Source organism: Streptococcus sp. GMD5S, assembly GCF_000298715.2.
GTDB lineage: Bacteria > Bacillota > Bacilli > Lactobacillales > Streptococcaceae > Streptococcus.
Genome location: NZ_AJRG02000017.1, coordinates 19,224 through 42,941, shown reverse-complemented (window position 1 = coordinate 42,941; position 23,718 = coordinate 19,224). Strand labels below are relative to the sequence as shown.

The 23,718-nt window shown below is 41.0% G+C and carries 22 protein-coding genes; 21 read left to right on the top strand and 1 reads right to left on the bottom strand.

All coding sequences use genetic code 11. From position 1 onward, the window contains the following. Positions 1–310 precede the first annotated feature (310 nt). The 14 genes from wecB (at position 311) to GMD5S_RS0208020 (ending at position 10,743) form a co-directional block, all read left to right on the top strand. Positions 311–1,459, top strand: a complete 1,149-nt coding sequence (gene wecB / locus GMD5S_RS0208085) for a non-hydrolyzing UDP-N-acetylglucosamine 2-epimerase (protein WP_000734439.1) — start codon at positions 311–313, stop codon at positions 1,457–1,459. 6 nt (positions 1,460–1,465) lie between these two features. Then, positions 1,466–2,245, top strand: a complete 780-nt coding sequence (locus GMD5S_RS0208080) for a hypothetical protein (protein ID WP_000800622.1) — start codon at positions 1,466–1,468, stop codon at positions 2,243–2,245. Positions 2,246–2,254: 9 nt separating this feature from the next. Beyond that, positions 2,255–2,395 (top strand): hypothetical protein, encoded by a 141-nt coding sequence (locus GMD5S_RS10725; protein WP_000176306.1) that lies wholly within the window; start codon positions 2,255–2,257, stop codon positions 2,393–2,395. Further along, positions 2,388–3,698, top strand: a complete 1,311-nt coding sequence (locus GMD5S_RS0208070) for a glycosyltransferase family 2 protein (RefSeq protein ID WP_000625495.1) — start codon at positions 2,388–2,390, stop codon at positions 3,696–3,698. Before GMD5S_RS10725 ends, GMD5S_RS0208070 begins: the two co-directional genes overlap by 8 nt. Before the next feature lie 8 nt (positions 3,699–3,706). Then, positions 3,707–4,810 (top strand): glycosyl hydrolase family 8, encoded by a 1,104-nt coding sequence (locus GMD5S_RS0208065; RefSeq protein WP_025172621.1) that lies wholly within the window; start codon positions 3,707–3,709, stop codon positions 4,808–4,810. A gap of 122 nt (positions 4,811–4,932) precedes the next feature. Further along, positions 4,933–6,333 (top strand): bifunctional Cof-type HAD-IIB family hydrolase/peptidylprolyl isomerase, encoded by a 1,401-nt coding sequence (locus GMD5S_RS0208060; protein ID WP_000338994.1) that lies wholly within the window; start codon positions 4,933–4,935, stop codon positions 6,331–6,333. A 1-nt stretch (position 6,334) separates the two neighbouring features. Continuing rightward, entirely contained in the window at positions 6,335–6,694 is a 360-nt protein-coding gene (locus tag GMD5S_RS0208055; RefSeq protein WP_000689618.1) for a S1 RNA-binding domain-containing protein, read from the top strand. Positions 6,695–6,747: 53 nt separating this feature from the next. Next, the gene (locus GMD5S_RS0208050) at positions 6,748–7,497 is read left to right on the top strand and encodes a tRNA1(Val) (adenine(37)-N6)-methyltransferase (protein ID WP_000657021.1); all 750 of its coding nucleotides are present in this window, start codon (positions 6,748–6,750) and stop codon (positions 7,495–7,497) included. Then, positions 7,487–7,771: a GIY-YIG nuclease family protein gene (locus tag GMD5S_RS0208045; RefSeq protein WP_000349631.1), complete on the top strand. Its 285-nt coding sequence runs from the start codon at positions 7,487–7,489 to the stop codon at positions 7,769–7,771. Before GMD5S_RS0208050 ends, GMD5S_RS0208045 begins: the two co-directional genes overlap by 11 nt. An 85-nt stretch (positions 7,772–7,856) precedes the next feature. Further along, entirely contained in the window at positions 7,857–8,792 is a 936-nt protein-coding gene (locus GMD5S_RS0208040) for a manganese-dependent inorganic pyrophosphatase (RefSeq protein WP_000036036.1), read from the top strand. A gap of 53 nt (positions 8,793–8,845) precedes the next feature. Further along, positions 8,846–9,172 (top strand): DUF2568 domain-containing protein, encoded by a 327-nt coding sequence (locus tag GMD5S_RS0208035; RefSeq protein WP_000985025.1) that lies wholly within the window; start codon positions 8,846–8,848, stop codon positions 9,170–9,172. Positions 9,173–9,294: 122 nt separating this feature from the next. After that, positions 9,295–9,807: a YiiX/YebB-like N1pC/P60 family cysteine hydrolase gene (locus tag GMD5S_RS0208030; RefSeq protein WP_000892222.1), complete on the top strand. Its 513-nt coding sequence runs from the start codon at positions 9,295–9,297 to the stop codon at positions 9,805–9,807. Continuing rightward, positions 9,791–10,441, top strand: a complete 651-nt coding sequence (locus tag GMD5S_RS0208025; protein ID WP_000614484.1) for a DUF1803 domain-containing protein — start codon at positions 9,791–9,793, stop codon at positions 10,439–10,441. Before GMD5S_RS0208030 ends, GMD5S_RS0208025 begins: the two co-directional genes overlap by 17 nt. Positions 10,442–10,542: 101 nt before the next feature. Beyond that, positions 10,543–10,743, top strand: coding sequence for a CsbD family protein (locus GMD5S_RS0208020; protein ID WP_000051178.1), 201 nt, complete (start codon positions 10,543–10,545; stop codon positions 10,741–10,743). A 31-nt stretch (positions 10,744–10,774) separates the two neighbouring features. Here GMD5S_RS0208020 and GMD5S_RS0208015 read toward each other — a convergent pair whose 3' ends face one another. Further along, positions 10,775–12,220 (bottom strand): UDP-N-acetylmuramoyl-L-alanyl-D-glutamate--L-lysine ligase, encoded by a 1,446-nt coding sequence (locus GMD5S_RS0208015; protein WP_000590266.1) that lies wholly within the window; start codon positions 12,218–12,220, stop codon positions 10,775–10,777. Between the two features lie 105 nt (positions 12,221–12,325). Between GMD5S_RS0208015 and GMD5S_RS0208010 the strand changes: the two genes are divergently transcribed. The 7 genes from GMD5S_RS0208010 (at position 12,326) to murC (ending at position 23,715) form a co-directional block, all read left to right on the top strand. Further along, a complete protein-coding gene (locus tag GMD5S_RS0208010) occupies positions 12,326–13,948 on the top strand; it encodes a putative polysaccharide biosynthesis protein (protein WP_000064205.1) in 1,623 nt (540 codons plus the stop codon). A 202-nt stretch (positions 13,949–14,150) separates the two neighbouring features. After that, entirely contained in the window at positions 14,151–16,109 is a 1,959-nt protein-coding gene (locus GMD5S_RS0208005; protein WP_000748537.1) for a peptide ABC transporter substrate-binding protein, read from the top strand. Between the two features lie 145 nt (positions 16,110–16,254). Then, positions 16,255–17,349 (top strand): cystathionine gamma-synthase, encoded by a 1,095-nt coding sequence (locus GMD5S_RS0208000; protein WP_000031952.1) that lies wholly within the window; start codon positions 16,255–16,257, stop codon positions 17,347–17,349. 7 nt (positions 17,350–17,356) lie between these two features. Continuing rightward, a complete protein-coding gene (locus GMD5S_RS0207995; protein ID WP_000521335.1) occupies positions 17,357–18,523 on the top strand; it encodes a MalY/PatB family protein in 1,167 nt (388 codons plus the stop codon). Between the two features lie 91 nt (positions 18,524–18,614). Further along, complete coding sequence (locus tag GMD5S_RS0207990) at positions 18,615–21,710, top strand: DEAD/DEAH box helicase (RefSeq protein WP_001096261.1); 3,096 nt, start codon at positions 18,615–18,617, stop codon at positions 21,708–21,710. Positions 21,711–21,757: 47 nt separating this feature from the next. After that, positions 21,758–22,369 carry a hypothetical protein gene (locus GMD5S_RS0207985; RefSeq protein ID WP_000806750.1) on the top strand — a complete coding sequence of 204 codons (612 nt, stop codon included), beginning with the start codon at positions 21,758–21,760 and terminating at the stop codon, positions 22,367–22,369. An 11-nt stretch (positions 22,370–22,380) separates the two neighbouring features. Continuing rightward, entirely contained in the window at positions 22,381–23,715 is a 1,335-nt protein-coding gene (gene murC / locus GMD5S_RS0207980; protein WP_000048102.1) for a UDP-N-acetylmuramate--L-alanine ligase, read from the top strand. The last annotated feature ends 3 nt before the right edge of the window (positions 23,716–23,718 follow it).

Sequence of the window (23,718 nt, the reverse complement as noted above, 5' to 3'; positions counted from 1 at the left end):
GAATTATCAAGATAAAAATAAATATCAAAAAAAACATATAAGGTTTAGTTTTTTTAAATACGGATTCTTTTGAAAAGTCTTAAAATTTCCTAAAATAAGGCTTTTTAAAGGTTGTAAATAATATTGTTACAAAAAGGTTACAAATTGTTAAAATTAAATTAAATGCAATAATATAATTTGGAAAAAATTTGACATATAAATTAATTGACGGTAAAATAATTAAGATAATCAAATTAATTGATTTGCGCAATAATTCGATATAAAGATTAATCTGATGTGTCAAATTTTATTATAGTAGAAGGATAGCGTAATGAAGAAACTGAAAGTGATGGTTGTTTTTGGAACACGACCAGAAGCTATTAAAATGGCCCCTTTAGTGTTAGAATTGCAAAAACATAGTGACAGCATTGAGACGATCACAGTTGTGACAGCTCAGCACCGTCAAATGCTTGATCAAGTTCTTGAAACGTTTAGCATCGAGCCACATTATGACCTGGATATTATGGGGAAAAATCAATCCCTCTTAGACATTACTGGAAAAATTTTAGAAAAGTTTGATCCAGTTGTTAAGCAAGAACTTCCAGATATGATTCTTGTTCATGGAGATACAACAACAACTTTTGCAGCAAGTTTAGTTGCTTTCTATAATCAGGTACGTATCGGCCACGTTGAAGCTGGTCTAAGGACCTTTGATAAGTATTCTCCTTTCCCAGAAGAAATGAATCGTCAGATGACTGATAACCTAGCGGATCTTTATTTTGCTCCAACTAGTGAGAGTAAAGAAAATCTCCTCAAGGAAAATCACCCTGAGTCTGCTATTGTCATTACGGGAAATACAGCCATTGATGCCTTGAAACTAACCGTTCAATCGGATTACTATCATGATGTTCTAGATCAATTGGATCCAGATAAGAAACTTGTATTGGTAACCATGCACCGTCGTGAGAATCAAGGTCAACCAATGAGAAATGTCTTTACAGCTTTACGTGAGATGGTTGATCTTCATCAGGAAATTGAAGTTGTTTATCCTGTTCACCTTAGCCCTGCTGTGCAAGAAGCAGCAAAAGATATCTTAGCTGGTCACGATCGTATTCACTTGATTGAGCCTTTAGATGTACTTGATTTTCATAATTTGGCTTCAAGAAGCTATTTTATCATGACTGACTCTGGCGGAGTTCAGGAAGAGGCGCCTTCTCTCGGCAAACCTGTTCTTGTCCTTCGCGATACGACGGAACGTCCAGAAGGTGTTCGTGCAGGAACCTTGAAACTAGTTGGGACTGATCCAGTATGTGTGAAAGAAGCGATGACAGCTCTCTTAACAGATGAAACTCTTTATAGACAAATGTCTCAGGCACCAAATCCTTATGGAGATGGAAGAGCCTCTGAACGAATCGTACAATCCATTCAACAGTACTTTGGTGCAGCAACTTCTGTATCTGAATTCAAAGGGGGGAAATAAGATAAAATGAAAAATTGGAGTCAATTTAAAAACTGGCTTATGGCTTTGCTTGCTTGTGAGGTCATTCTTTTGGTGCTTTGTTTTTTGTATGCTCGAGCAATCATTTTAGAACAAATCTTGTTTTTAGCTTTAGCCTTGTTTGCAGTGTTGGTATTATCTGACCTTTTGCTTACTTGGACCCTTATCTTAGCATTTGGTTTTGGACTTATCGTTTTGGTTGCGGGTGTGGTTTATATCCCAATCATTCAACTGGTCTTCTTATTGATCAGTTTTCCACTTTTGATTGGGATTCTACTTAAAGTTCGTTATTATTTCTTCAAGGTGGCCTCAAAGGTACAAGAACAGGAAGACGAAGCTCGAGCAGATTACCAAGCTATGGTCACTGAACAAAGTGATGTTACGGTTCAATCTTTATTGATTCATTGGGCACATGAAGATTTGTTCTTCCAGATTAAACCAAAAGAACATAACCAGATGCTCAGTCGTATTCAAGAGGGAATTGCTCAGGAATTGAGTTACAATGATAAGCTCTATTACGTTTCGGATGGTAATTTTCTCGTTCTATCGAGTACTAACCAACATTCTTTGAAGGAACTTTATTTGAATGGTTTGCAGGAGAAACTGAGCAGTTTAGTTTTTCATGGAGAAGATGGCAATCAAGGAATTCAGTTCCAAACAGGCTATTTGGTGATTAACTCTGATAATAAAGATAAATACCAAGACTACGCGGATGTCGCCAGTCATCTCAAACGTCAACTAGAGACAGATGTAATTGTAGAATATTAGGAGGGAAACATGACTTTAACCGAACTATTTTTTGGTATTGCTTTGGCACTCAGTCTCGCCTTTGGCATTTGTTTTATCATACTATTTATTGCATACAATATTCTTTACCATCGAGTGAACAAAAATTTTAAGGCGGTGAATCATGATTAGTCAAATGGTAATGATTTTTACCTTGCTTACAATTTGGATTTCTCTAGCTTGGGGCTTGGTAATTCTCTTTTCGGCAGTACACTTTTGGTTTAAACACAGTGATTTTCGTGTAGACACTTCGCCGCTACCTTATTATCCTAAGGTCACCATTGTTGTTCCTGCTCATAATGAGGATGTGGTTATTGCCCAAACGGCAAAAGCTATCTTGGATATGAATTATCCTCACGATCGTGTGGAATTGCTCTTATTTGCGGATAACTGTTCGGATAACACTTATGCTGAATGCTTGTCTGTACAAGCCATGCCAGAATATGCTGAAAGAAATCTAACCATTATAGACCGTACTGGTACGGGAGGAAAAGCGGGCGTTCTAAACGATGCTTTGGAGATGGCAACAGGCGAATACATCTGTGTTTATGATGCGGATGCTATGCCTGAAAAGAACGCCCTTTATTTCCTTGTCAAAGAAGTGATGAAGGACCCAGAACGCCACGTGGCATCTTTTGGCCGCAACAAGACTCGAAACGCCAACCAAAATTTCTTGACTCGTTGTATCAACCAAGAGATCGTTGTTACTCAGCGCGTGCACCACGTTGGGATGTGGCATCTCTTTAAAATTGGGCGTATCCCAGGAACCAACTTTATCATTCAAACCGACTTTGTAAAGAGTATCGGTGGTTGGAAAAATGGTGCCTTAACTGAGGATACCGATATTTCCTTCAAAATCATGCAGAGTGGTAAATTGATTGCCCTTGCCTATAATTCAGAGGCTTTCCAACAAGAACCTGAGACCTTAAAGAGTTACTATATGCAGCGGAAACGTTGGGCGAAAGGAAATTATGAAGTTGTTCTCTCGAACTTTAAGCATTTATTTGGCAGAGCAAACTGGCGCGTTAAACTAGAAGTCTTTAACTATTCTTGTGTTTTCTTTTGGTTTAACTTTGCTATTGTTCTTTCGGATTTGATTTTCCTAGCGAATGTGCTAGCGATCTGTCTTAATCTTTTCTTCCCAGATGTCAGAATTCCATTTGCTTTTGATGCGGATAATATCTACATCGCCCAGCTCATGCTCTTCAACTGGATTCTCATGATTGGTCTCTATTTGATGCAAATTATGACGGCATTAGCAAGTCAGTTTGGACAAGCGACTACAAAACAAATCTGGTTAGCCTTGGTAGCCTATTTTTCTTACGCACAGATGTTTATCGTTGTATCCATTGATTCCATTTCTTCAATCGTGCTGGACAAAGTACTCCGCCGAAAAGAAACTAAGTGGGTTAAAACCAAGCGATTTGCAGGATAGGAGGATTTATGAAAACGAATAAAATAAAATATATATGGTTTGTGCTCATCCTTTCTATCTTCTGTTTAACCTTGTTTTTGGCAAGAGGAAGGAGTAAAGTCGAGATGCGCAATCGAATTTACAGCCAATGGAGCCAACAGTTCCTTGTTACAAAAGACGATCAGTCTTATGTTCGTACGACGAGTGATTCGGAGGGAACAACAGTTCTATCTGAAGCCCAAAGTTACGGCATGCTCATAACGGTTTTAGCAGCTCAAAAAGGGCAAGCAACACAAGCAGATTTTGAGGGTCTTTATCGCTATTACCAAAATCATCGTATCGAGGGAACACAGTTGATGTCTTGGAAGCAAGTGATCACAAATGGTATCGAAACGGTTGAGAAGCAAAACGCAACTGATGGAGATTTCTACATCACTTATTCTTTGATTGAAGCTGCCAAGCAGTGGCCAGATAAGGCGCAGGAATACCAAGAGCAAGCTAAAAAAATCTTAGAAGATATTCTTCGATACAATTACAATGAAGAGACAGGTGTTTTAACAGTAGGAAACTGGGCAAACAAGGATTCCGATTATTATTACTTGATGCGGACGTCTGATACTCTTCCTCACTATTTCCAGTCTTTCTACGACCTGACTGGAAACAAACAATGGCTAGATATTAAAGATAAAATGCTTGGGCAATTGGAGCAAATCAGTTCTCATTCTGATACGGGTCTCTTGCCAGACTTTATCTGGGCTGAGAAGTCAGGGGCACATCTTGTTGATGCCAACACAATCGAATCTCAATATGATGGAGCGTATTCTTATAACGCTTGTCGTTTGCCTTATCACTTGTCACAGAGCCAAGATGAAAGAAGTCAAAAACTTGTTCAAAAGATGATGAATTTCTTTATGAAAGAACAGCACATTTATGCTGGATATGACTTGAACGGAACGGCCCTTAATCAATACCAGGCAGGTAGTTTCTTGGCACCGATTACCTACGCGTCTGACAGGGGAGAAGGTTATCTGAAACTTCTTCAGCAAAATAAATACATTTTCACACAAGATTTACCTTTGGACAACTACTATGATGCAACGATGATTACCATGATTGCTCTAGAGATGTTTTAGGATGAAAAGAGAGGGCTAGTTTTTCTGGCTCTCTTTTTAATAGGATTTTCATCTTTTTTCAAAAAAGGAATTTCATCAGCTTTATGGTATAATGGAAAGAGTGATGGAAAAGAGGTAGAGAGATGGATGCGAAATTAAAATACAAGGCAAAGAAGATTAAAATCGTCTTTTTTGATATTGATGATACCTTGCGTACGTCAAAGACAGGTTTTATTCCAGCTACAATTCCCACTGTCTTTAAACAGTTGCGTGAAAAAGGAATTTTAACAGGAATTGCCTCTGGGCGCGGTATTTTCGGTGTCGTTCCAGAGATTCGTGAGCTCAATCCAGACTTTTTTGTAACTCTGAATGGGGCTTATATAGAAGATAAAAAAGGCCAGGTCATTTATCAACATCAGATTGACAAGTCAGATGTTGAAGAGTATATCTCTTGGACTAAGCGAGAGGGAATTGAATATGGCTTGGTTGGCAGTCATGATGCCAAACTCTCCACGCGAACAGAACTGATCAGTGAGGCTATTGATCCGATTTATCCGAACTTGGATGTGGATCCTGACTTCCATGAAAAAGCAGACATATACCAGATGTGGACCTTTGAAGATAAAGGGGATGGCTTGCACTTACCAGAGTCTTTATCAGATAAACTTCGCATGGTGCGTTGGCATGAACATTCATCTGATATCGTGCCGATTTCAGGATCCAAAGCAACTGGTGTAGCCAAGGTGATAGAACATCTAGGCTTAAAACCAGAGAATGTCATGGTCTTTGGGGATGGTCTCAATGACTTGGAACTCTTTGATTATGCTGGAATCAGTATTGCTATGGGTGTTTCCCATGATAAAATCAAAGAAAAAGCAGATTATATTACAAAAACAGTAGAAGAAGATGGCATTTTTGATGCTTTAGAAGGATTTGGTATGGTAGAAAAAGAATTGCATTTCCCACAAGTAGAAATTGAAACAGTAGAAGGTCCTCTTGCGACCATTAAGACAAATCACGGAGACTTGCGTATCAAGCTCTTCCCTGAACATGCTCCTAAAACAGTGGCTAACTTTGTTGCTCTGTCAAAAGATGGTTACTATGATGGTGTCATTTTCCACCGAATTATCAAGGACTTTATGATCCAAGGTGGAGACCCAACTGGTACTGGTATGGGGGGCGAGTCAATCTACGGTGACTCTTTTGAAGATGAATTTTCTGAAGAACTCTATAATATCCGTGGTGCCCTTTCTATGGCCAATGCGGGCCCAAATACCAATGGTAGCCAGTTCTTTATCGTGCAAAACCAACACTTGCCGTACTCTAAGAAAGAGATTGCGCGTGGTGGCTGGCCTGAACCGATCGCTGAGATTTATGCAGAACAAGGTGGAACTCCTCACCTTGACCGTCGTCATACTGTTTTCGGGCAGTTGCTAGATGCTGAATCTTTTGCGGTCTTGGATGCCATTGCAGCTGTTGAGACTGGTGCAATGGACAAACCAGTTGAAGATGTAGTAATTGAAACGATTGAAATTGAGGACTAGAATGAAAATTGGTGATAAGCTGACTGGGCGTATTACAGGAATTCAGCCCTACGGTGCCTTTGTTGAGTTAGAGACAGGGGTGACAGGGCTGATTCACATCTCGGAGATTCGGACGGGATTTATTGAAAATATCTATGACATTTTAAAAATTGGCGATGAAGTTCAAGTTCAGGTGGTGGATTTTGACGAATACACTGGAAAGGCTAGTCTTTCTATCCGTACTCTGGAAGAGGAAAAACATCAATTGCCAAGACGGAGACGTTTTTCAAATGATCGGATCAAGCACGGTTTTGCACCACTTGCCCGAATGATGCCTGTTTGGACGCGTGAGGCACTGGAGCATTTAAAGAAGAAGCCATAAATACGATTATCTAAATCATTTGTAATATTAACATTATTTGTTATAATAAAAGTATGAAAGAAGAACAATTATTAAAACCAGGAGAGCGAATCAATCAGCTCTTGTCGACAGATATCAAGATCATTCAAAATAGAGAGGTGTTTAGCTATTCGGTGGATAGTGTTCTTTTATCACGCTTTCCTCGCTTCCCTAAACGGGGTTTAATTGTGGACTTTTGTGCTGGAAATGGTGCAGTGGGACTTTTTGCTAGTTCACGTACTCAGGCGCGGATAATATCTGTAGAGATTCAGGAGCGCTTGGCGGATATGGCAGAGCGTTCGGTTCAGTTGAATGGCTTGGAAGAGCAGATGCAGGTCATCTGTGATGATTTGAAAAATATGCCTGCCCACATTCAGGGAAGTAAGGTGGATATGATTTTGTGCAATCCGCCTTATTTTAAGGTGGATCCGCATTCCAATCTGAACGAGAGTGAACATTACCTTCTGGCCAGACACGAAATTACGACTAACCTGAAAGAAATTTGCCGTAGTGCTCAGAGTATTCTCAAGTCTAATGGGCGTTTGGCCATGGTTCATCGTCCAGATCGTCTCTTGGATATCTTAAACATGCTTCAACGCCATAATTTAGCTCCTAAGCGCCTGCAATTTGTCTATCCTAAACGTGAGAAGGAGGCCAATATGCTCTTAATCGAAGCTATCAAGGATGGCTCGACCAGTGGCTTCAAGGTCTTACCACCGCTCATTGTTCACAATGACGATGGTTCCTATACACCAGAAATTCAAGAGATTTACTATGGATCATAAAGCCTATATGTATGTGGTGGAGTGTCGCGACGGTTCTTACTATACGGGCTATACAACAGATGTGAAGAGGCGCCTTGCCGTTCATAATAGTGGTAAGGGAGCCAAGTATACCCGAGCTCGCTTGCCAGTCAAACTCATCTATGTAGAGGGTTTTGCCAGTAAGGAAGAAGCCATGTCTGCCGAAGCTCTCCTTAAACGCAAGAAAAGACCACAGAAAGAACGATTTTTATCTGAAAATCAAGAGAAAAATCTAGTCAACCATATTGATGTCTAACGAGGAGTCTTTTGGCTCCTCTTACTTTTGTCAAAAGAGGAAAAAAGTGCTACAATAAGATGAATAAATTTAAAGAGGTATTATCATGTCTAAGATTCTAGTATTTGGTCACCAAAATCCAGACTCAGATGCCATCGGGTCATCTGTAGCCTTTGCTTATCTTGCAAAAGAGGCTTATGGATTGGACACAGAAGCAGTAGCACTTGGAACTCCAAATGAAGAAACAGCCTTTGTTTTGAACTATTTTGGTGTAGAAGCACCACGCGTCATCACATCTGCTAAAGCAGAAGGTGCAGAGCAAGTTATCTTAACTGACCACAATGAATTCCAACAATCTGTATCAGATATCGCTGAAGTAGAAGTTTACGGTGTTGTGGACCACCACCGTGTGGCTAACTTTGAAACTGCCAGCCCACTTTACATGCGCTTGGAACCAGTTGGATCAGCTTCATCTATTGTTTACCGCATGTTCAAAGAACATGGTGTAGCTGTTCCTAAAGAAATCGCAGGATTGATGCTTTCAGGTTTGATTTCAGATACCCTTCTTTTGAAATCACCAACAACACACCCATCTGATAAAGTGATTGCGCCTGAATTGGCTGAATTAGCTGGTGTCAACTTGGAAGAGTACGGTTTGGCTATGCTGAAAGCTGGTACAAACTTGGCTAGTAAATCTGCTGAAGAATTGATTGATATCGATGCTAAGACATTTGAACTCAACGGAAATAAGGTTCGTGTTGCCCAAGTTAATACAGTTGATATTGCTGAAGTCTTGGAACGCCAAGCTGAAATCGAAGCAGCAATGCAAGCGGCTAATGCAGCAAACGGCTACTCAGACTTTGTCTTGATGATTACAGACATCGTCAACTCAAACTCAGAAATTTTGGCTCTTGGATCAAACATGGACAAGGTGGAAGCTGCCTTCAACTTCAAACTTGAAAACAACCACGCTTTCCTTCCAGGTGCTGTTTCACGTAAGAAACAAGTGGTGCCTCAGTTGACTGAAAGCTTTAATGGGTAATTCTTAATGAATATTTGGAACTGTTAATTTGACTATTTATAGAAGGTGATAGCATGATGCGATTGATTGAAGGACTGCGCTTTTTGGTTGAGGTTGTGGCAATCCTTGGTCTTTTCTCCGTGTCTGTGATACAAATTTCTTGGCTGGAAAAATTCCTATTTTTTCTTCTAGCAGTTCTATTAATCTTATTTTGGGCGCGATATATGGCACCAAAATCTCCACATGCTTTTAAAAAATGGCATCGCCTCGTTGCTGAGACATCGATTTTTATTTTAGTTAGTGGTAGTTTTTGGCATTTGTATGGATTGCAAATAGGAATCCTATACTTAGCTCTGTCTTTTGGAAGTTTGGGTCTGCTTTATTATTTTCAGCTAGAGTGATTCTTATAATATATTTAATGAATTATTTAAATGGTAATTATTTGACTGGAGATTGACACGAGAAAACAGTGTTTTCCATATAGCTAAAGGGGTTTCGGCTCCTTTTTTTCTAGGAGAGAAAGATGTTAGAAAATGGTGATTTGATTTTTGTGAAGGACCTTTCAGATATGGGGCAGGCCATCCTGGCTTCTACCGGTAACTATAGTCATGTAGCCATTTTTTTGGACGGTTTCATCTACCATGCTAGTGGGCAAGCTGGTGTCATTTGTCAAGAACCAGCTGATTTTTTTGAACCAACTCATCTCTACGATCTTTATGTCTATCCAGAGCTGGAAGCTGACTTGGTAAAGGAGAGAGCTAGCAAACATTTGGGTGCACCCTATAATGCCTCTTTTTATCCGGATGGGAATGGCTTTTATTGCTCCCAGTATATCGCTGAAATCCTACCGATTTTTGAAACTATTCCCATGAAATTTGGTGATGGGGAGCAGGAGATTAGTGATTTTTGGAGGGAATATTACAGGAAACTCAAATTTCCTGTGCCTCTGAATCAGCCAGGGACCAATCCTAGTCAACTAGCAGCATCCCCTCTTTTAGAATGTAAAGAAAGGAATCTTCATGATTCAGATTTTTAATCCCTCTCGTTTGACTCGGCAGCCATTTTTTATAGATTTGGTGGACTATCTGGACCAGCATGACGATGTGATCCTTCGAGAAATCAAGGCCCAGTTTCCAGATGTAGCAGTTGATAAACTCATGGAAGAGTATATTAAGGCCGGTTTGATCCGAAGGGACAACAAACGCTATTTTCTCAATCTCTCTTTTCTAGAATCGATAGACAATCTAACCCTTGACCAAGAAATTTTTATCAGAGAGGACAGTCCAGTTTATCATGCTCTGTTAGAGAAGACTTTTGAGACAGAATTGCGCAATCAAACCAATGCTGCCATTTTAGTCGAATCTACAGATTTTGCTAGAGAAAAGATGACCCTGTCTAATTATTTCTACAAGGTCAAGAATCAATATCCTTTGACAGAAAAGCAGCAGGAACTCTATGCCATTTTGGGAGATGTCAATCCTGAGTATGCCCTCAAGTATATGACGACCTTTTTACTGAAGTTTCTCAAAAAAGACCAGCTGATACAGAAACGCCGTGATATCTTCGTTGAGAGTCTAGTCGTCTTGGGCTATGTTGTGCAAAACGAAGAAGGGAAGTATGAGTTGGCTGTTGACTTTGACAAGGAACGATTGACTTTCTATTTACCTTAATTGCTTCATTTTGAGCAGATTGTTTGACTTTGCTAAAGAATAAGCATAAACTAAATGTAAGCGATAACCATTATCGTATTAAAACAAAAGGAGACAGAGCTATGTCACTTGAAAATAAATTGGATCAAGCAACTGGTGCTATCAAAGAAGGATTTGGTAAAGTTACTGGCGATAGCAAGACAGAAGCAGAAGGCGCTGTAGAAAAAACAGTTGCGAAAGCAAAAGAAGTAGTTGAAGATGCTAAAGGTGCTGTAGAAGGTGCCGTTGAAGGTCTTAAAAATTCATTTAAGAAAGAAGACTAAAAAAATCAAGGGAATGCTTCCCTTGATTTTTTTATAGATAACGTTCTGCGATAGCCGCATCTCCAGGATAATCTTCTTTCTTTCCTTGGACGATCTGGTAGCAATCAGCTCCCTTACCAGCAATAATCACGGCATCGAGTTCTTGATTTGTGATGGCCATAGCTGCCTTGATGGCTTGTTCACGATCGACAATCTTTTCAACAGGATGACTGATATAGCTACTGATTTCTTCAGCAATGGTCATTGGATCTTCATAGTTGGGGTCATCCGCAGTTAGAAAGACTTGAATTTCAGGATGTTGATCGAGAAGGAGTCCAAAGTCTTTGCGACGACTTTCACCCTTGTTTCCAGTCGAACCGAGAACCAGAGCGATCTTTCCAGTTTGATGGGTTTCAACAACAGAAATCAGTTTTTTCAGACTGTCACCATTGTGAGCATAGTCTATGAAGACCTTGGCTCCATTTTTCTGAGTGAGAACTTCCATACGTCCAGGGACGCGGGTTGCAGCGATCCCTTTTTTGATATCTTCAAGACTGGCACCTAGACGAAGACAGGCAAGTCCTGCAGCAACGGCATTTTCTTGATTGAAGTGACCGATGAGTTGGATATCATAATCACCAGCGAGTTTACCTGTAGCGGAAAAGCTAAAGGCTTTGGAGTTCTCGATTTGGTTACTTGACTGGCTACCATAGAAGTCATGTTCTTGATCTTCCACTTGTTCTTTCAATACAGAAAAGTGGTCCATGTCGCTGTTAATGACAACTGCTCGGCTATTTTTCATCAAGAGACGTTTGTGGTAGAAGTAATCTTCAAAGCTAGGATGCTCAATCGGACCGATATGGTCAGGAGTGATGTTAAGAAAGACACCTACATCAAAGGTCAGACCATAGACTCGATGAACAAGATAGGCTTGGCTAGAGACTTCCATTACAAGATGGGTTCTTCCATTCTTAACAGCCTGAGCCATCATGTCAAAAAGATCGATATTTTCAGGCGTTGAGAAGGAAGATTTAAAGAAGGTCTCGCCATCCAGAGTTGTGTTCATAGTTGACAAGAGGGCTGTTGGGTAGCGTTGAGATAGGATGTGGTAAGCAAAGTAAGCTGCTGTTGTCTTTCCTTTGGTCCCTGTGAAAGCGAGAATTTTGAGTTTTTTTTGTGGATTGCCATAGAATTCCATCGCAATTAAACTCATGGCTTTTTTGATATCGTTCACAACGATGACGGGGATACCGACTTCGTAGTCCTTTTCTGCGACATACCAAGCTAAGCCCTGACTTATAGCGGATAGGAGGTATTCTTTTTTAAAGGCAGCACCTTTTGCAAAAAAAAGAGTGCCTTCTTTTACTTTTCTGCTGTCGTAACTGATGCTATCAAAAACAACCTCACTGTAGTTGTAGTGGTAATGTCCTTGATCAATAATCTCGCGAAAAAGGCCATCTTTCTTGAAAATATCTAATACGGTTTCAATCTTAATCATACTTTCTATTATAAACTTCAAGCCCGAATTTTACAAGTAACAAGGAAAAGTTTATAATGGAAGATAAGGAACTTTTCCTAGTTATCAAAATTGAATGAGGAAGCTATGTCTAACGAAAACAATCACCAGCAAGCCCAGATGTTGCGAGGGACTGCTTGGCTAACAGCTAGTAACTTTATTAGTCGCCTCCTTGGTGCTATCTACATTATTCCCTGGTATATCTGGATGGGGACCTATGCAGCTAAGGCAAACGGACTCTTTACCATGGGGTATAACATTTACGCCTGGTTCTTGCTGATTTCGACAGCGGGTATCCCCGTTGCGGTCGCCAAACAAGTGGCTAAGTACAATACCATGCGAGAAGAAGAGCATAGCTTTGCCTTGATTCGGAGTTTCTTAAGCTTTATGACGGGCTTGGGCTTAGTCTTTGCCTTGGTCTTGTATCTCTTTTCTCCCTGGTTAGCAGATTTGTCAGGTGTGGGGAAAGACCTGATTCCCATCATGCAGAGCTTGGCTTGGGCGGTCTTGATTTTCCCATCTATGAGTGTCATCAGAGGATTCTTCCAAGGGATGAATAACCTGAAACCCTATGCTATGAGTCAAATCGCCGAGCAGGTAATCCGTGTTATCTGGATGTTGATGGCAACCTTCTTCATTATGAAGATGGGTTCTGGTGACTACTTATCAGCCGTTACCCAATCGACCTTTGCGGCCTTTGTGGGGATGGTGGCAAGTTTTGCAGTCTTGATTTATTTCCTTGCCCAAGAAGGTTTGCTTAAAAGAGTTTTTGAAACACGGGATAAGATCAATAGTAAGCGACTCTTAGTCGATACCATCAAGGAAGCCATTCCCTTTATCCTGACAGGATCAGCCATTCAACTCTTCCAAATCTTAGACCAGATGACCTTTATCAATAGTATGAAGTGGTTTACTAACTACAGCAATGAAGACTTGGTTGTCATGTTTTCTTATTTCTCAGCCAATCCTAATAAAATTACTATGATTTTAATCTCTGTGGGAGTTTCAATCGGGAGTGTCGGCTTGCCGCTGTTGACGGAAAACTATGTAAAAGGCGACTTGCAGGCGGCGGCTCGCCTAGTCCAAGATAGCCTTACCATGCTCTTCTTATTTCTACTGCCTGCAACGGTTGGAGTGGTCATGGTAGGGGAGCCTCTTTATACAGTTTTTTACGGTAAGCCAGATAGTCTGGCCATGGGCTTATTTGTCTTTGCAGTTTTGCAGTCTACTATCCTAGGCTTGTATATGGTCTTGTCTCCTATGCTTCAGGCCATGTTCCGAAACCGCAAGGCAGTTCTATACTTCATCTATGGTTCCATTGCTAAGATTGTCTTGCAATTGCCAACCATTGCTATTTTCCATAGCTATGGTCCCTTGATTTCAACGACTATCGGTTTGATTATTCCGAATGTCCTGATGTACCGAGACATCTGCCAGGTAACGGGTGCTCGTCGAAAGATTATATTGAAGCGAACCATTTTGATTACCATCTTGACCCTTGTCATGTTTATCCTAGTTGGCTTCTTGCAGTGGCTACTCGGTTTTGTCTTCCAACCAAGTGGACGTTTTTGGAGTTTCCTTTATGTGGCTCTCATCGGAGGGCTTGGAGGAGGTCTTTATGGTTTGATGAGCCTACGGACACGACTCTTAGACAAGATAATCGGCAAAGCTCAAGCAGACCGGCTACGTACACGATTGAAAATATCGTAAAAAGATTTATAAATAAAAGTAATGAATTTAACCTTTCTTTAACAGAAAGGTTTTTATACTACATTTTTCTTAAAAAAAGAGAACTTTTTCTAAAATCAAGAGCAAAAAATATGTTTTTTTAAGTTTTTCTTTAGAAATTACTTGACTAAATAAAACTAAAGCTGTATAATAAGACAAAACTTTTAAACAGGAGGTTCTGGAAATGAAAAAGTCTAAGGCCAAGTATCTGACACTTGCAAGTGTCGTGTTAAGCGCTGGTATTCTACTGAGCGCATGTGGAAATTCAAGTAGCGCTTCTAAAACATATAACTATGTTTATTCGAGCGATCCATCTAGTTTGAACTATCTTGCAGAAAACCGTGCAACAACCAATGACATCGTGACCAATTTGGTGGATGGGTTGATGGAAAATGACCAATACGGTAACTATGTTCCATCGTTGGCAGAGGATTGGACTGTTTCTCAGGACGGTTTGACCTATACTTACAAATTGCGTAAGGATGCAAAATGGTATACTTATGAGGGTGAAGAATACGCCCCTGTAACGGCCCAAGACTTTGTGACAGGTTTGAAATATGCTGCTGATAAAAAATCCGAAGCCTTGTACCTGGTTCAAGACTCTGTAGCAGGTTTGGATGACTATATCAACGGGAAAACAAGTGACTTTTCAACTGTCGGTGTTAAGGCGATTGACGACCAAACAGTTCAGTACACTTTGACACGTCCAGAATCTTATTGGAATTCTAAAACAACTTCAACCATTCTCTTCCCTGTCAATGCAGATTTCTTAAAATCAAAAGGGGATGACTTTGGTAAGGTAGACCCTTCTAGTATTTTGTACAATGGACCTTTCTTAATGAAATCGTTTGTTTCAAAATCTGTTATCGAATTCAAGAAAAATCCCAACTACTGGGATGAAAAAAATGTCTTTGTGGATGGTGTGAAATTGGCCTATTATGATGGTAGTGACCAAGATGCACTAGCACGTAACTTCGTAGAAGGAGTCTATAGCTACGCGCGTCTCTATCCAAATAGCTCAAGCTTTGAAGGAATTAAAGAGAAGAACAAGGATAACATCATCTATAGTATGCAAAATGCAACTTCTTATTACTTGAACTTCAACTTGGACAGAAAATCTTATAACTTCACTTCTAAGTCCTCAGATATCGAAAAGAAATCAACCCAAGAAGCAGTTCTGAATAAAAACTTCCGTCAAGCCTTTAACTATGCATACAACCGTACAGCCTATGGAGCACAATCTCAAGGGGAGGACGGAGCAACAAAGATTATTCGTAACTTGGTTGTACCTCCAACATTTGTAAGCATCAACGGAAAAGACTTTGGCGATGTTGTTTCAGAAAAGATGGTCAACTATGGCCAAGAATGGCAAGGAATCAATTTTGCGGACGCGCAAGACCCATACTACAATCCTGATAAAGCTAAGGCTAAATTTGCAGAAGCTAAGAAAGAATTGGAAGCTAAGGGTGTGCAATTCCCAATCCACTTGGATGTATCAGTTGACCAATCAGCTAAAAAAGGTGTACTTGAAGCGAGCTCTTTGAAACAATCCATCGAATCTGTTCTAGGAGCTGAGAATGTGGTTATCGATATCCAACAGATATCAACAGATGACTTTAACAACTCTAGTTACCTCGCTCAAACTGCAGCTCAAAAAGATTTTGATATCTATAATGGCGGTTGGAGTGCGGACTACTTGGATCCATCAAGTTATCTTGATATCTTAAATGTCAATAACGGTGGTATGTTGCAAAACATTGGTCTAGAACCAGGTGAGGTCAATGACAAGGCTAAGGCAGTTGGTCTGGATACTTACACTCAAATGTTAGAAGAAGCGAACAAGGAGCAAGAACCAGCAAAACGTTATGAAAAATATGCTGAAATTCAAGCTTGGCTCGTTGATAGCGCCCTTGCAATTCCAAACGTTTCTCAGGGTGGAACACCGACCTTGAGAAAGACAGTTCCATTCTCATCACCATTCTCACAAGCTGGAAATAAGGGTGTCGAATCATACAAGTATCTCAAGTTACAAGATAAGACTGTAACGACTGATGAGTATGAAAAAGCTAAAGAAAAATGGCTGAAAGAAAAAGAAGAATCAAATAAAAAAGCCCAAGAAGAACTGGCAAAACACGTTAAATAACCAGTCTATTCAACAGGAAAAACGATAGTTTCTCAAGGAACTATCGTTTTTATATAGTTTGAAACTATAACTAGCTCTTGAAAACAAGAAAATGAGTTAGTAAAAATAAGTGGTACAATAGTTACTATAGATTTGGAGGTATTGTATGAGCAAAGAACTACACATCAACACAATTTTGGCCCAGGCTGGGATCAAGTCAGATGAGGCTACAGGTGCCTTGGTAACACCGCTTCATTTTTCAACCACTTATCAGCATCCGGAGTTCGGTCAGTCTACGGGATTTGACTATACTCGTACCAAAAACCCAACTCGCAGTAAGGCGGAGGAAGTCTTGGCGGCAATCGAATCAGCAGACTATGCCCTAGCGACAAGCTCAGGTATGGCTGCGATTGTACTAGCTTTTAGTGTTTTTCCAGTAGGAAGTAAAGTCTTGGCTGTGCGTGATCTTTATGGAGGCTCTTTCCGTTGGTTCAACCAAGTGGAGCAAGAAGGCCGTTTCCATTTTACCTATGCCAATACAGAAGAAGAGCTAATTGCTGAGTTAGAGAAAGATGTGGATGTTCTCTATATCGAAACACCAACCAATCCCTTGATGTTGGAATTTGATATTGCAAAACTTACAAAACTTGCTCATACCAAAGGTGCCAAGGTAGTGGTGGACAATACCTTCTACAGTCCAATTTACCAACGTCCGATTGAAGATGGTGCGGATATCGTTCTTCATTCTGCTACCAAGTATCTAGCAGGGCACAATGATGTTTTAGCTGGGGTGGTTGTGACTAATAGTTTAGAACTATATGAACAACTGTTCTACAATCTCAATACGACTGGTGCTGTTTTGTCGCCGTTTGATAGTTATCAGTTGATTCGTGGTCTTAAGACCTTGTCTCTGCGTATGGAGCGTTCGACAGCTAATGCACGAGAAATTGTGACCTATCTGAAAGGTTCACCTGCAGTCAAGGAAGTTCTCTATACAGGACGTGGAGGCATGATTTCCTTTAAAGTAGTGGACGAAAAACGTATTCCTCATATTTTAAATAGCTTGAAAGTATTCTCTTTTGCGGAAAGTTTGGGTGGGGTAGAGAGTCTGATCACCTATCCGACAACTCAGACTCATGCGGATATTCCAGCAGAAGTGCGCCATTCCTATGGCTTAACAGATGACCTCTTGCGTTTATCCATTGGAATTGAGGATGCTAGAGATTTGATTGCGGACTTGCGCCAAGCTTTGGAAGGATAAGATAGATATGGGAAAATATGATTTTACAAGCCTGCCCAATCGTTTTGGGCACCATACCTATAAATGGAAAGAAGCGGAAGCTGATCGCGAAGTTCTACCAGCCTGGATAGCAGATATGGACTTTGTGGTTTTGCCTGAGGTTCGACAAGCTGTACAAGCCTACGCAGATCAGTTGGTCTATGGCTATACCTATGCCAGTGATGCTTTGATTGAGTCGGTTCAGGACTGGGAAGCTACACAACACGGCTATCACTTTGACAAGGATGCCCTCGTCTTTATAGAGGGAGTGGTACCAGCCATTTCAACAGCTATTCAAGCCTTTACAAAAGAAGGAGAGGCTGTTCTGATTAACACACCGGTCTATCCACCTTTTGCCCGCAGTGTCAAACTGAACAATCGCAGATTGATTACCAATTCTTTGGTGGAAAAGGATGGGCTGTTTGAGATTGACTTTGACCAGTTGGAGAAGGAATTGGTGGAAGAGGATGTGAAGCTTTATATCCTTTGCAATCCCCACAATCCTGGTGGACGTGTTTGGGAAAAGGAAGTGTTAGAAAAGATTGGGCATCTCTGCCAAAAACATGGTGTTTTGTTGGTTTCAGATGAGATTCACCAAGATTTGGCACTCTTTGGTCACAAACACCAGTCTTTTAATACCATTGATCCTGCTTTTAAAGACTTCGCCCTTATCTTGAGCAGTGCCACTAAGACCTTTAATATTGCTGGGACCAAGAATTCCTATGCAGTTATTGAAAATCCCAAGCTTCGTGTTGCTTTCCAAAAACGCCAGTTGGCCAATAACCAGCATGAAATCTCAGGCTTGGGTTATTTGGCGACAGAAGCTGCCTACCGTTATGGTAAGGACTGGTTAGGAGAGTTAAAAGAAGTCATCGAGGACCACATTAACTATGTAGTGGATGTTTTGGGCAACGAAACCAAGATTAAGGTCATGAAACCACAAGGTACCTACTTGATCTGGCTTGATTTTTCAGCCTATGACCTAACGGATGACCGCTTGCAAGAGCTTTTGAAGAATGAAGCCAAGGTTATCTTGAACCGAGGTTTGGACTTTGGAGAGGAGGGAACTCTTCATGCCCGCCTCAATGTTGCTATGCCTAAAACACTTTTGGAAGAAGTTTGCCAACGCATCGTGACCACTTTTGATACACTTTAAAATCGAGCCTTCTAGGAGAAAAGTCTTCCTAGAAGGCTATTTTCATAGGGGAAAATGTGGTATAATGAAAAGATAAGATAAAGGGGTAACTATGGCTAAATTGATTCCAGGAAAGTTGCGCATGGAGGGTGTTACTCTCTATGAGACAGGCAACATTGAGATTATCAAGGAAAAAGGAAATCGCCTCTATACTCGTGTGGCGGGAGAAGACTTGCGCTACAGTTTAGAGGATGATCTTGTTTTTTGTGCTTGTGATTTTTTCCAAAAAAGAGGTTACTGTCTTCACCTCGCAGCGCTTGAGCATTATCTGAAGAACGATGAAGAAGGCCAGGTGATTTTACAAGCCTTAGAAAAAGGACATGAAGAGCAAGAAGAGGTCGAAACCAAGGTTAGTTTTGGTGGTAGTTTTTTGGAGCGTATTCAACCTCAGAAGAGAGAGAAAATCTACACTTTGTCGGCTCAAGGCCAGGTAGAAGCTGGAACCAATCGTCTCCTTTGGACTCTCCGAATCGGTTTAGTTGATAGTCAAAAATATTATGTCATTCGTGACATCCCTCTCTTTTTGAAGGTCTTAGTCCTTCGAAAATCATATATGATTGGGAAACACTATGAAAATGACTTGTCTTGGGATGCTTTTGATACAGCTAGTCAAGAAGTTCTTACTTTTTTATGTGGCTTGATTGAGGAGGGACTGAGTCAAGACCTCTTTTTCCCCAATCAAGGTCGTCACCTCTTTTTCCCTCTGACCTTTTTTGAACAGGGAGTGGAGTTGCTGATGAATTTGGAGGATTTTCATTTCGAACATCAGATTACTAGTTATGAAAATCTTCTCTTTCATGATTTAGATCCAGATGCAGAACTGTTCTCTTTTTCCGTGCAGGAGTATCCTGATTATTTTGAGATGGAGATTTCTGAAAGTGAGCGAATCAACGTATTCTATGGGGGAGCGGTTCTCTTTCGTAAGGGGAATCTTTATCTCTTAAATCCTAAACAAATCAGCCTCCTAAAGGAAATCAAGGAGCTTCCTCAGGAGGAAAGAGGGAGAAAATGCCTCCAGTTTGACAACAGTGATCGTGACCGTCTGGCTGCCTGTCTGCCTTTGTTTGGACAGCTGGGCACAGTTTCTGCTCCTGAGCGCTTGCAAATCAGACCCTTTTCACCAATCTTTTACTTTGATAGGGAGGATGACGGCCGCATCCGCTTGAATATTCAGTTTGACTATGGAGATGTTAAGGTAACTAGTCGTCAACAGCTGGAACAATTACCATTTTCAAGCGATGCCGTCTTGGAAAACCAGCTATTTCAAGTCTGTTTAGGGGCTGGTTTTGAGGCTGATTTTCAGTCTTGGAGACAGGCTTTGAAGCCAGAAGTGGTTTATTCTTTCTTTCACCATACGATTCCAGCTTTTGAGAAGTTGGGTCAGGTTTTCTTGTCTGATGAGATGAATCAGCTCTACAGCGTCCAAGCTCCTCAGGTTCAGATTGAGTCCAAGGGAGGACTGTTGGAAATTCAATTTGATTTCCAAGGGATTGCCCAAGAAGAGATTGATCAAGCTCTTAAAGCCCTGACCAGCAATCAGGATTTCTATATCAGCTCTTCTGATCAAGTGTACTTTTTTGATGAGGAAACCAAGCAGATTCGTCAAAATTTGCAGGAACTGGGGGTTGAGCTAAAAGATGGTTCTTTCCAAGCGCGAAAATCTCTGGCTTATAGCCTTTCTCAGCTTTTTGAAGGTCGAAACAGGATCTCTTTCTCGGAAGAATTTCAGCATTTAGCTCATGATTTGACTCATCCAGAGGATTTTCCTTTGGGAGATATACGGGTGCAGGCGAGTTTGAGAGACTATCAGGAAAAGAGTGTTCGTTGGCTCCAGATGCTTCATCACTATGGCTTTGGTGGCATCCTAGCCGATGATATGGGACTGGGAAAAACACTGCAAACTATTGCTTTTTTGACTAGTCAGGTGACAGAAGATGGTCGGGTCTTGATTTTGGCTCCGTCAGGTTTGATCTACAATTGGGCAGATGAATTTAGGAAATTTGCCCCACAGTTGGATTTGGCTGTCGTTCATGGTTTGAAAGCGAATCGAGAAGCAATTCTTTCTGAAAATCACCAAATCTATGTGACTAGCTATGCCACCTTTCGTCAAGACAGCGAGCTTTATCAAGAGATGGCTTTTGATTTTCTCTTCTTAGATGAAGCTCAGGTCATGAAAAATGCCCAAACCAAGATTGCTCAGAGTTTGCGCCAGTTTGTGGTGCCAGCAGTTTTTGCTTTGTCAGGTACACCCATCGAAAATCATTTAGGAGAGTTGTGGTCTATCTTCCAAATTGTGCTTCCGGGGCTCTTACCAAGTAAAAAGGAGTTTATGAAATTACCGGCTGACCGAGTCGCGCAGTTTATCAAGCCTTTCGTCATGAGGCGTAAGAAAGAAGAAGTTCTTACAGAACTACCTGACCTGATCGAAGTCGTCTATAAAAATGAACTGGAAGACCAACAGAAGGCCATCTATCTCGCCCAGTTGCAACAGATGCGAGACCGCCTAGCGCAAGTGACCGATCAAGAATTCCAGAGAAGCCGGGTAGAAATTTTATCTGGCCTCATGCGATTGCGCCAGATCTGCGATACGCCAGCCCTCTTCATGGACGATTACCAGGGAGCCAGTGGTAAACTCGATAGTCTCCGAGATTTATTGCTACAAGTGGCTGATGGTGGGCATCGGGTCTTGATTTTCTCCCAGTTCAAAGGAATGTTGGAAAAAATCGAGCAAGAACTCCCAGACTTGGGCTTGACTTCCTTCAAAATCACAGGTTCAACTCCAGCTCAAGACAGACAGGAGATGACCAAGGCCTTTAACCAAGGGGAGAGAGATGCCTTTCTCATCTCCCTTAAGGCGGGTGGTGTTGGTCTCAATCTAACGGGTGCTGATACCGTCATCCTAGTGGACCTCTGGTGGAATCCTGCGGTTGAAGCCCAAGCTATCGGACGTGCCCATCGTATGGGACAGGAGCAGAAGGTAGAGGTTTATCGCTTGATTACGAAAGGAACCATTGAAGAAAAAATTCAAGAACTTCAAGAACAGAAAAAGCATTTGGTTTCCCAAGTTTTAGATGGTACAGAGTCGCGTGCGAGCCTCAGTCTGGCAGAAATTCGTGAAATTTTGGGAATTTCTGAAGCCAGCACTTGAAAAATCAAGACAATACGCTATAATGAAGTGTTGAAAGGAAATACAAAATGAAACAAGATCGATTTCCATTGGTGTCAGATGATGAAATCATGCTGACCAAAATGCCAGTCATGGACTTGTACGATGAGTCAGACTTTATTAGCAATATCAAAGGTGATTACCGCGATAAGAACTATTTGGAATGGTCTCCTATCAATGAAGAAGAAACCGTAGTTTCTTCAGTGGTTAATAAGGAGTCAAAACCGAGCTCAGAACCCAAAAAAGTTGAAAAAACCTATGCTGAATTGGCTCGAGAAGAGGCGCGTGCGGACTTGAAAAAGAAACGTTCAGCCAAGTATTTGACTCAGGATGTTAGTCATACTAGACGACACAATGGTTCAACACTTGTTCGTCAAGGAAACCAACCAACAGCACCATTTCAAAAGGAAAATCCAGGTGAGTTTGCCAAATTTAGCAAAAACTTGAGACAGTCCCACTATATTTTAGCTGAAGAAGCTGGACAAGTAGTGACTCCGACTTTAGAAAATCAAGCTGGAAAAGCTAAAAAGAACAACTATGATTTTCTGAAGAAGAGCCAAATTTATAATAAAAAGAATAAGCAATCAGAACAGGAACGTCAGGTTGCCCAAGAGTTGAACCTGACAAGAATCACTGAATAAGGGAGAAAAACATGTCAAAGACATATCATTTTATTGGAATTAAAGGATCAGGGATGAGTGCCTTGGCCTTGATGTTGCACCAAATGGGACATAAGGTTCAAGGGTCAGATGTTGAAAAGTACTACTTTACACAACGTGGTTTAGAGCAAGCAGGAATTACCATTCTTTCGTTTGATGAAAAGAATTTGCAAGGTGATCTAGAAATTATCGCCGGGAATGCCTTCCGTCCAGATAATAACGTTGAAATCGCCTATGCGGATCAAAATGGTATCAGCTACAAACGTTACCATGAATTCCTAGGTAGCTTTATGCGCGACTTTGTCAGCATGGGAGTGGCAGGAGCTCATGGAAAAACTTCAACAACAGGTATGTTGTCACACGTCTTGTCTCACATCACAGATACCAGCTTCTTGATTGGTGACGGGACAGGTCGCGGCTCAGCAAATGCCAAATATTTTGTCTTTGAATCAGACGAATATGAGCGTCACTTCATGCCTTACCACCCAGAATACTCTATCATCACCAACATTGACTTTGACCATCCAGACTACTTTACAAGTCTAGAGGATGTTTTCAATGCCTTTAACGACTATGCCAAACAAATTACTAAAGGTTTGTTTGTATACGGTGAGGATGCTGAGTTGCGTAAAATCACAGCCAATGCGCCAATCTATTACTATGGTTTTGAAGCTGAGGGCAATGACTTTGTAGCTAGCGATCTTCTTCGTTCTACGACTGGTTCAACATTCACCGTTCATTTCCGTGGTCAAGAGTTGGGTCAATTCCACATTCCAACCTTTGGTCGTCACAATATTATGAATGCGACAGCTGTTATTGGTCTTCTTTACACAGCTGGTTTTGATTTGAACTTGGTCCGTGAACACTTGAAAACCTTTGCAGGTGTTAAGCGTCGTTTCACTGAGAAAATTGTCAATGATACAGTGATTATTGATGACTTTGCCCACCATCCAACAGAAATCATTGCGACCTTGGATGCGGCTCGTCAAAAATACCCAAGCAAGGAAATCGTGGCAATCTTCCAACCACATACTTTTACAAGAACCATTGCCTTGTTGGACGAATTTGCCCATGCTTTGAATCAAGCAGACGCCGTCTACCTAGCGCAAATCTATGGATCAGCTCGTGAGGTGGACCATGGTGATGTCAAAGTAGAAGACTTAGCCAATAAAATTAACAAGAAACACCAGGTTATCACTGTTGAAAATGTTTCTCCACTCCTAGACCATGATAATGCTGTTTACGTCTTTATGGGTGCTGGAGATATCCAAACCTATGAATATTCATTTGAACGTCTCTTGTCTAACTTGACAAGCAATGTCCAATAAGGA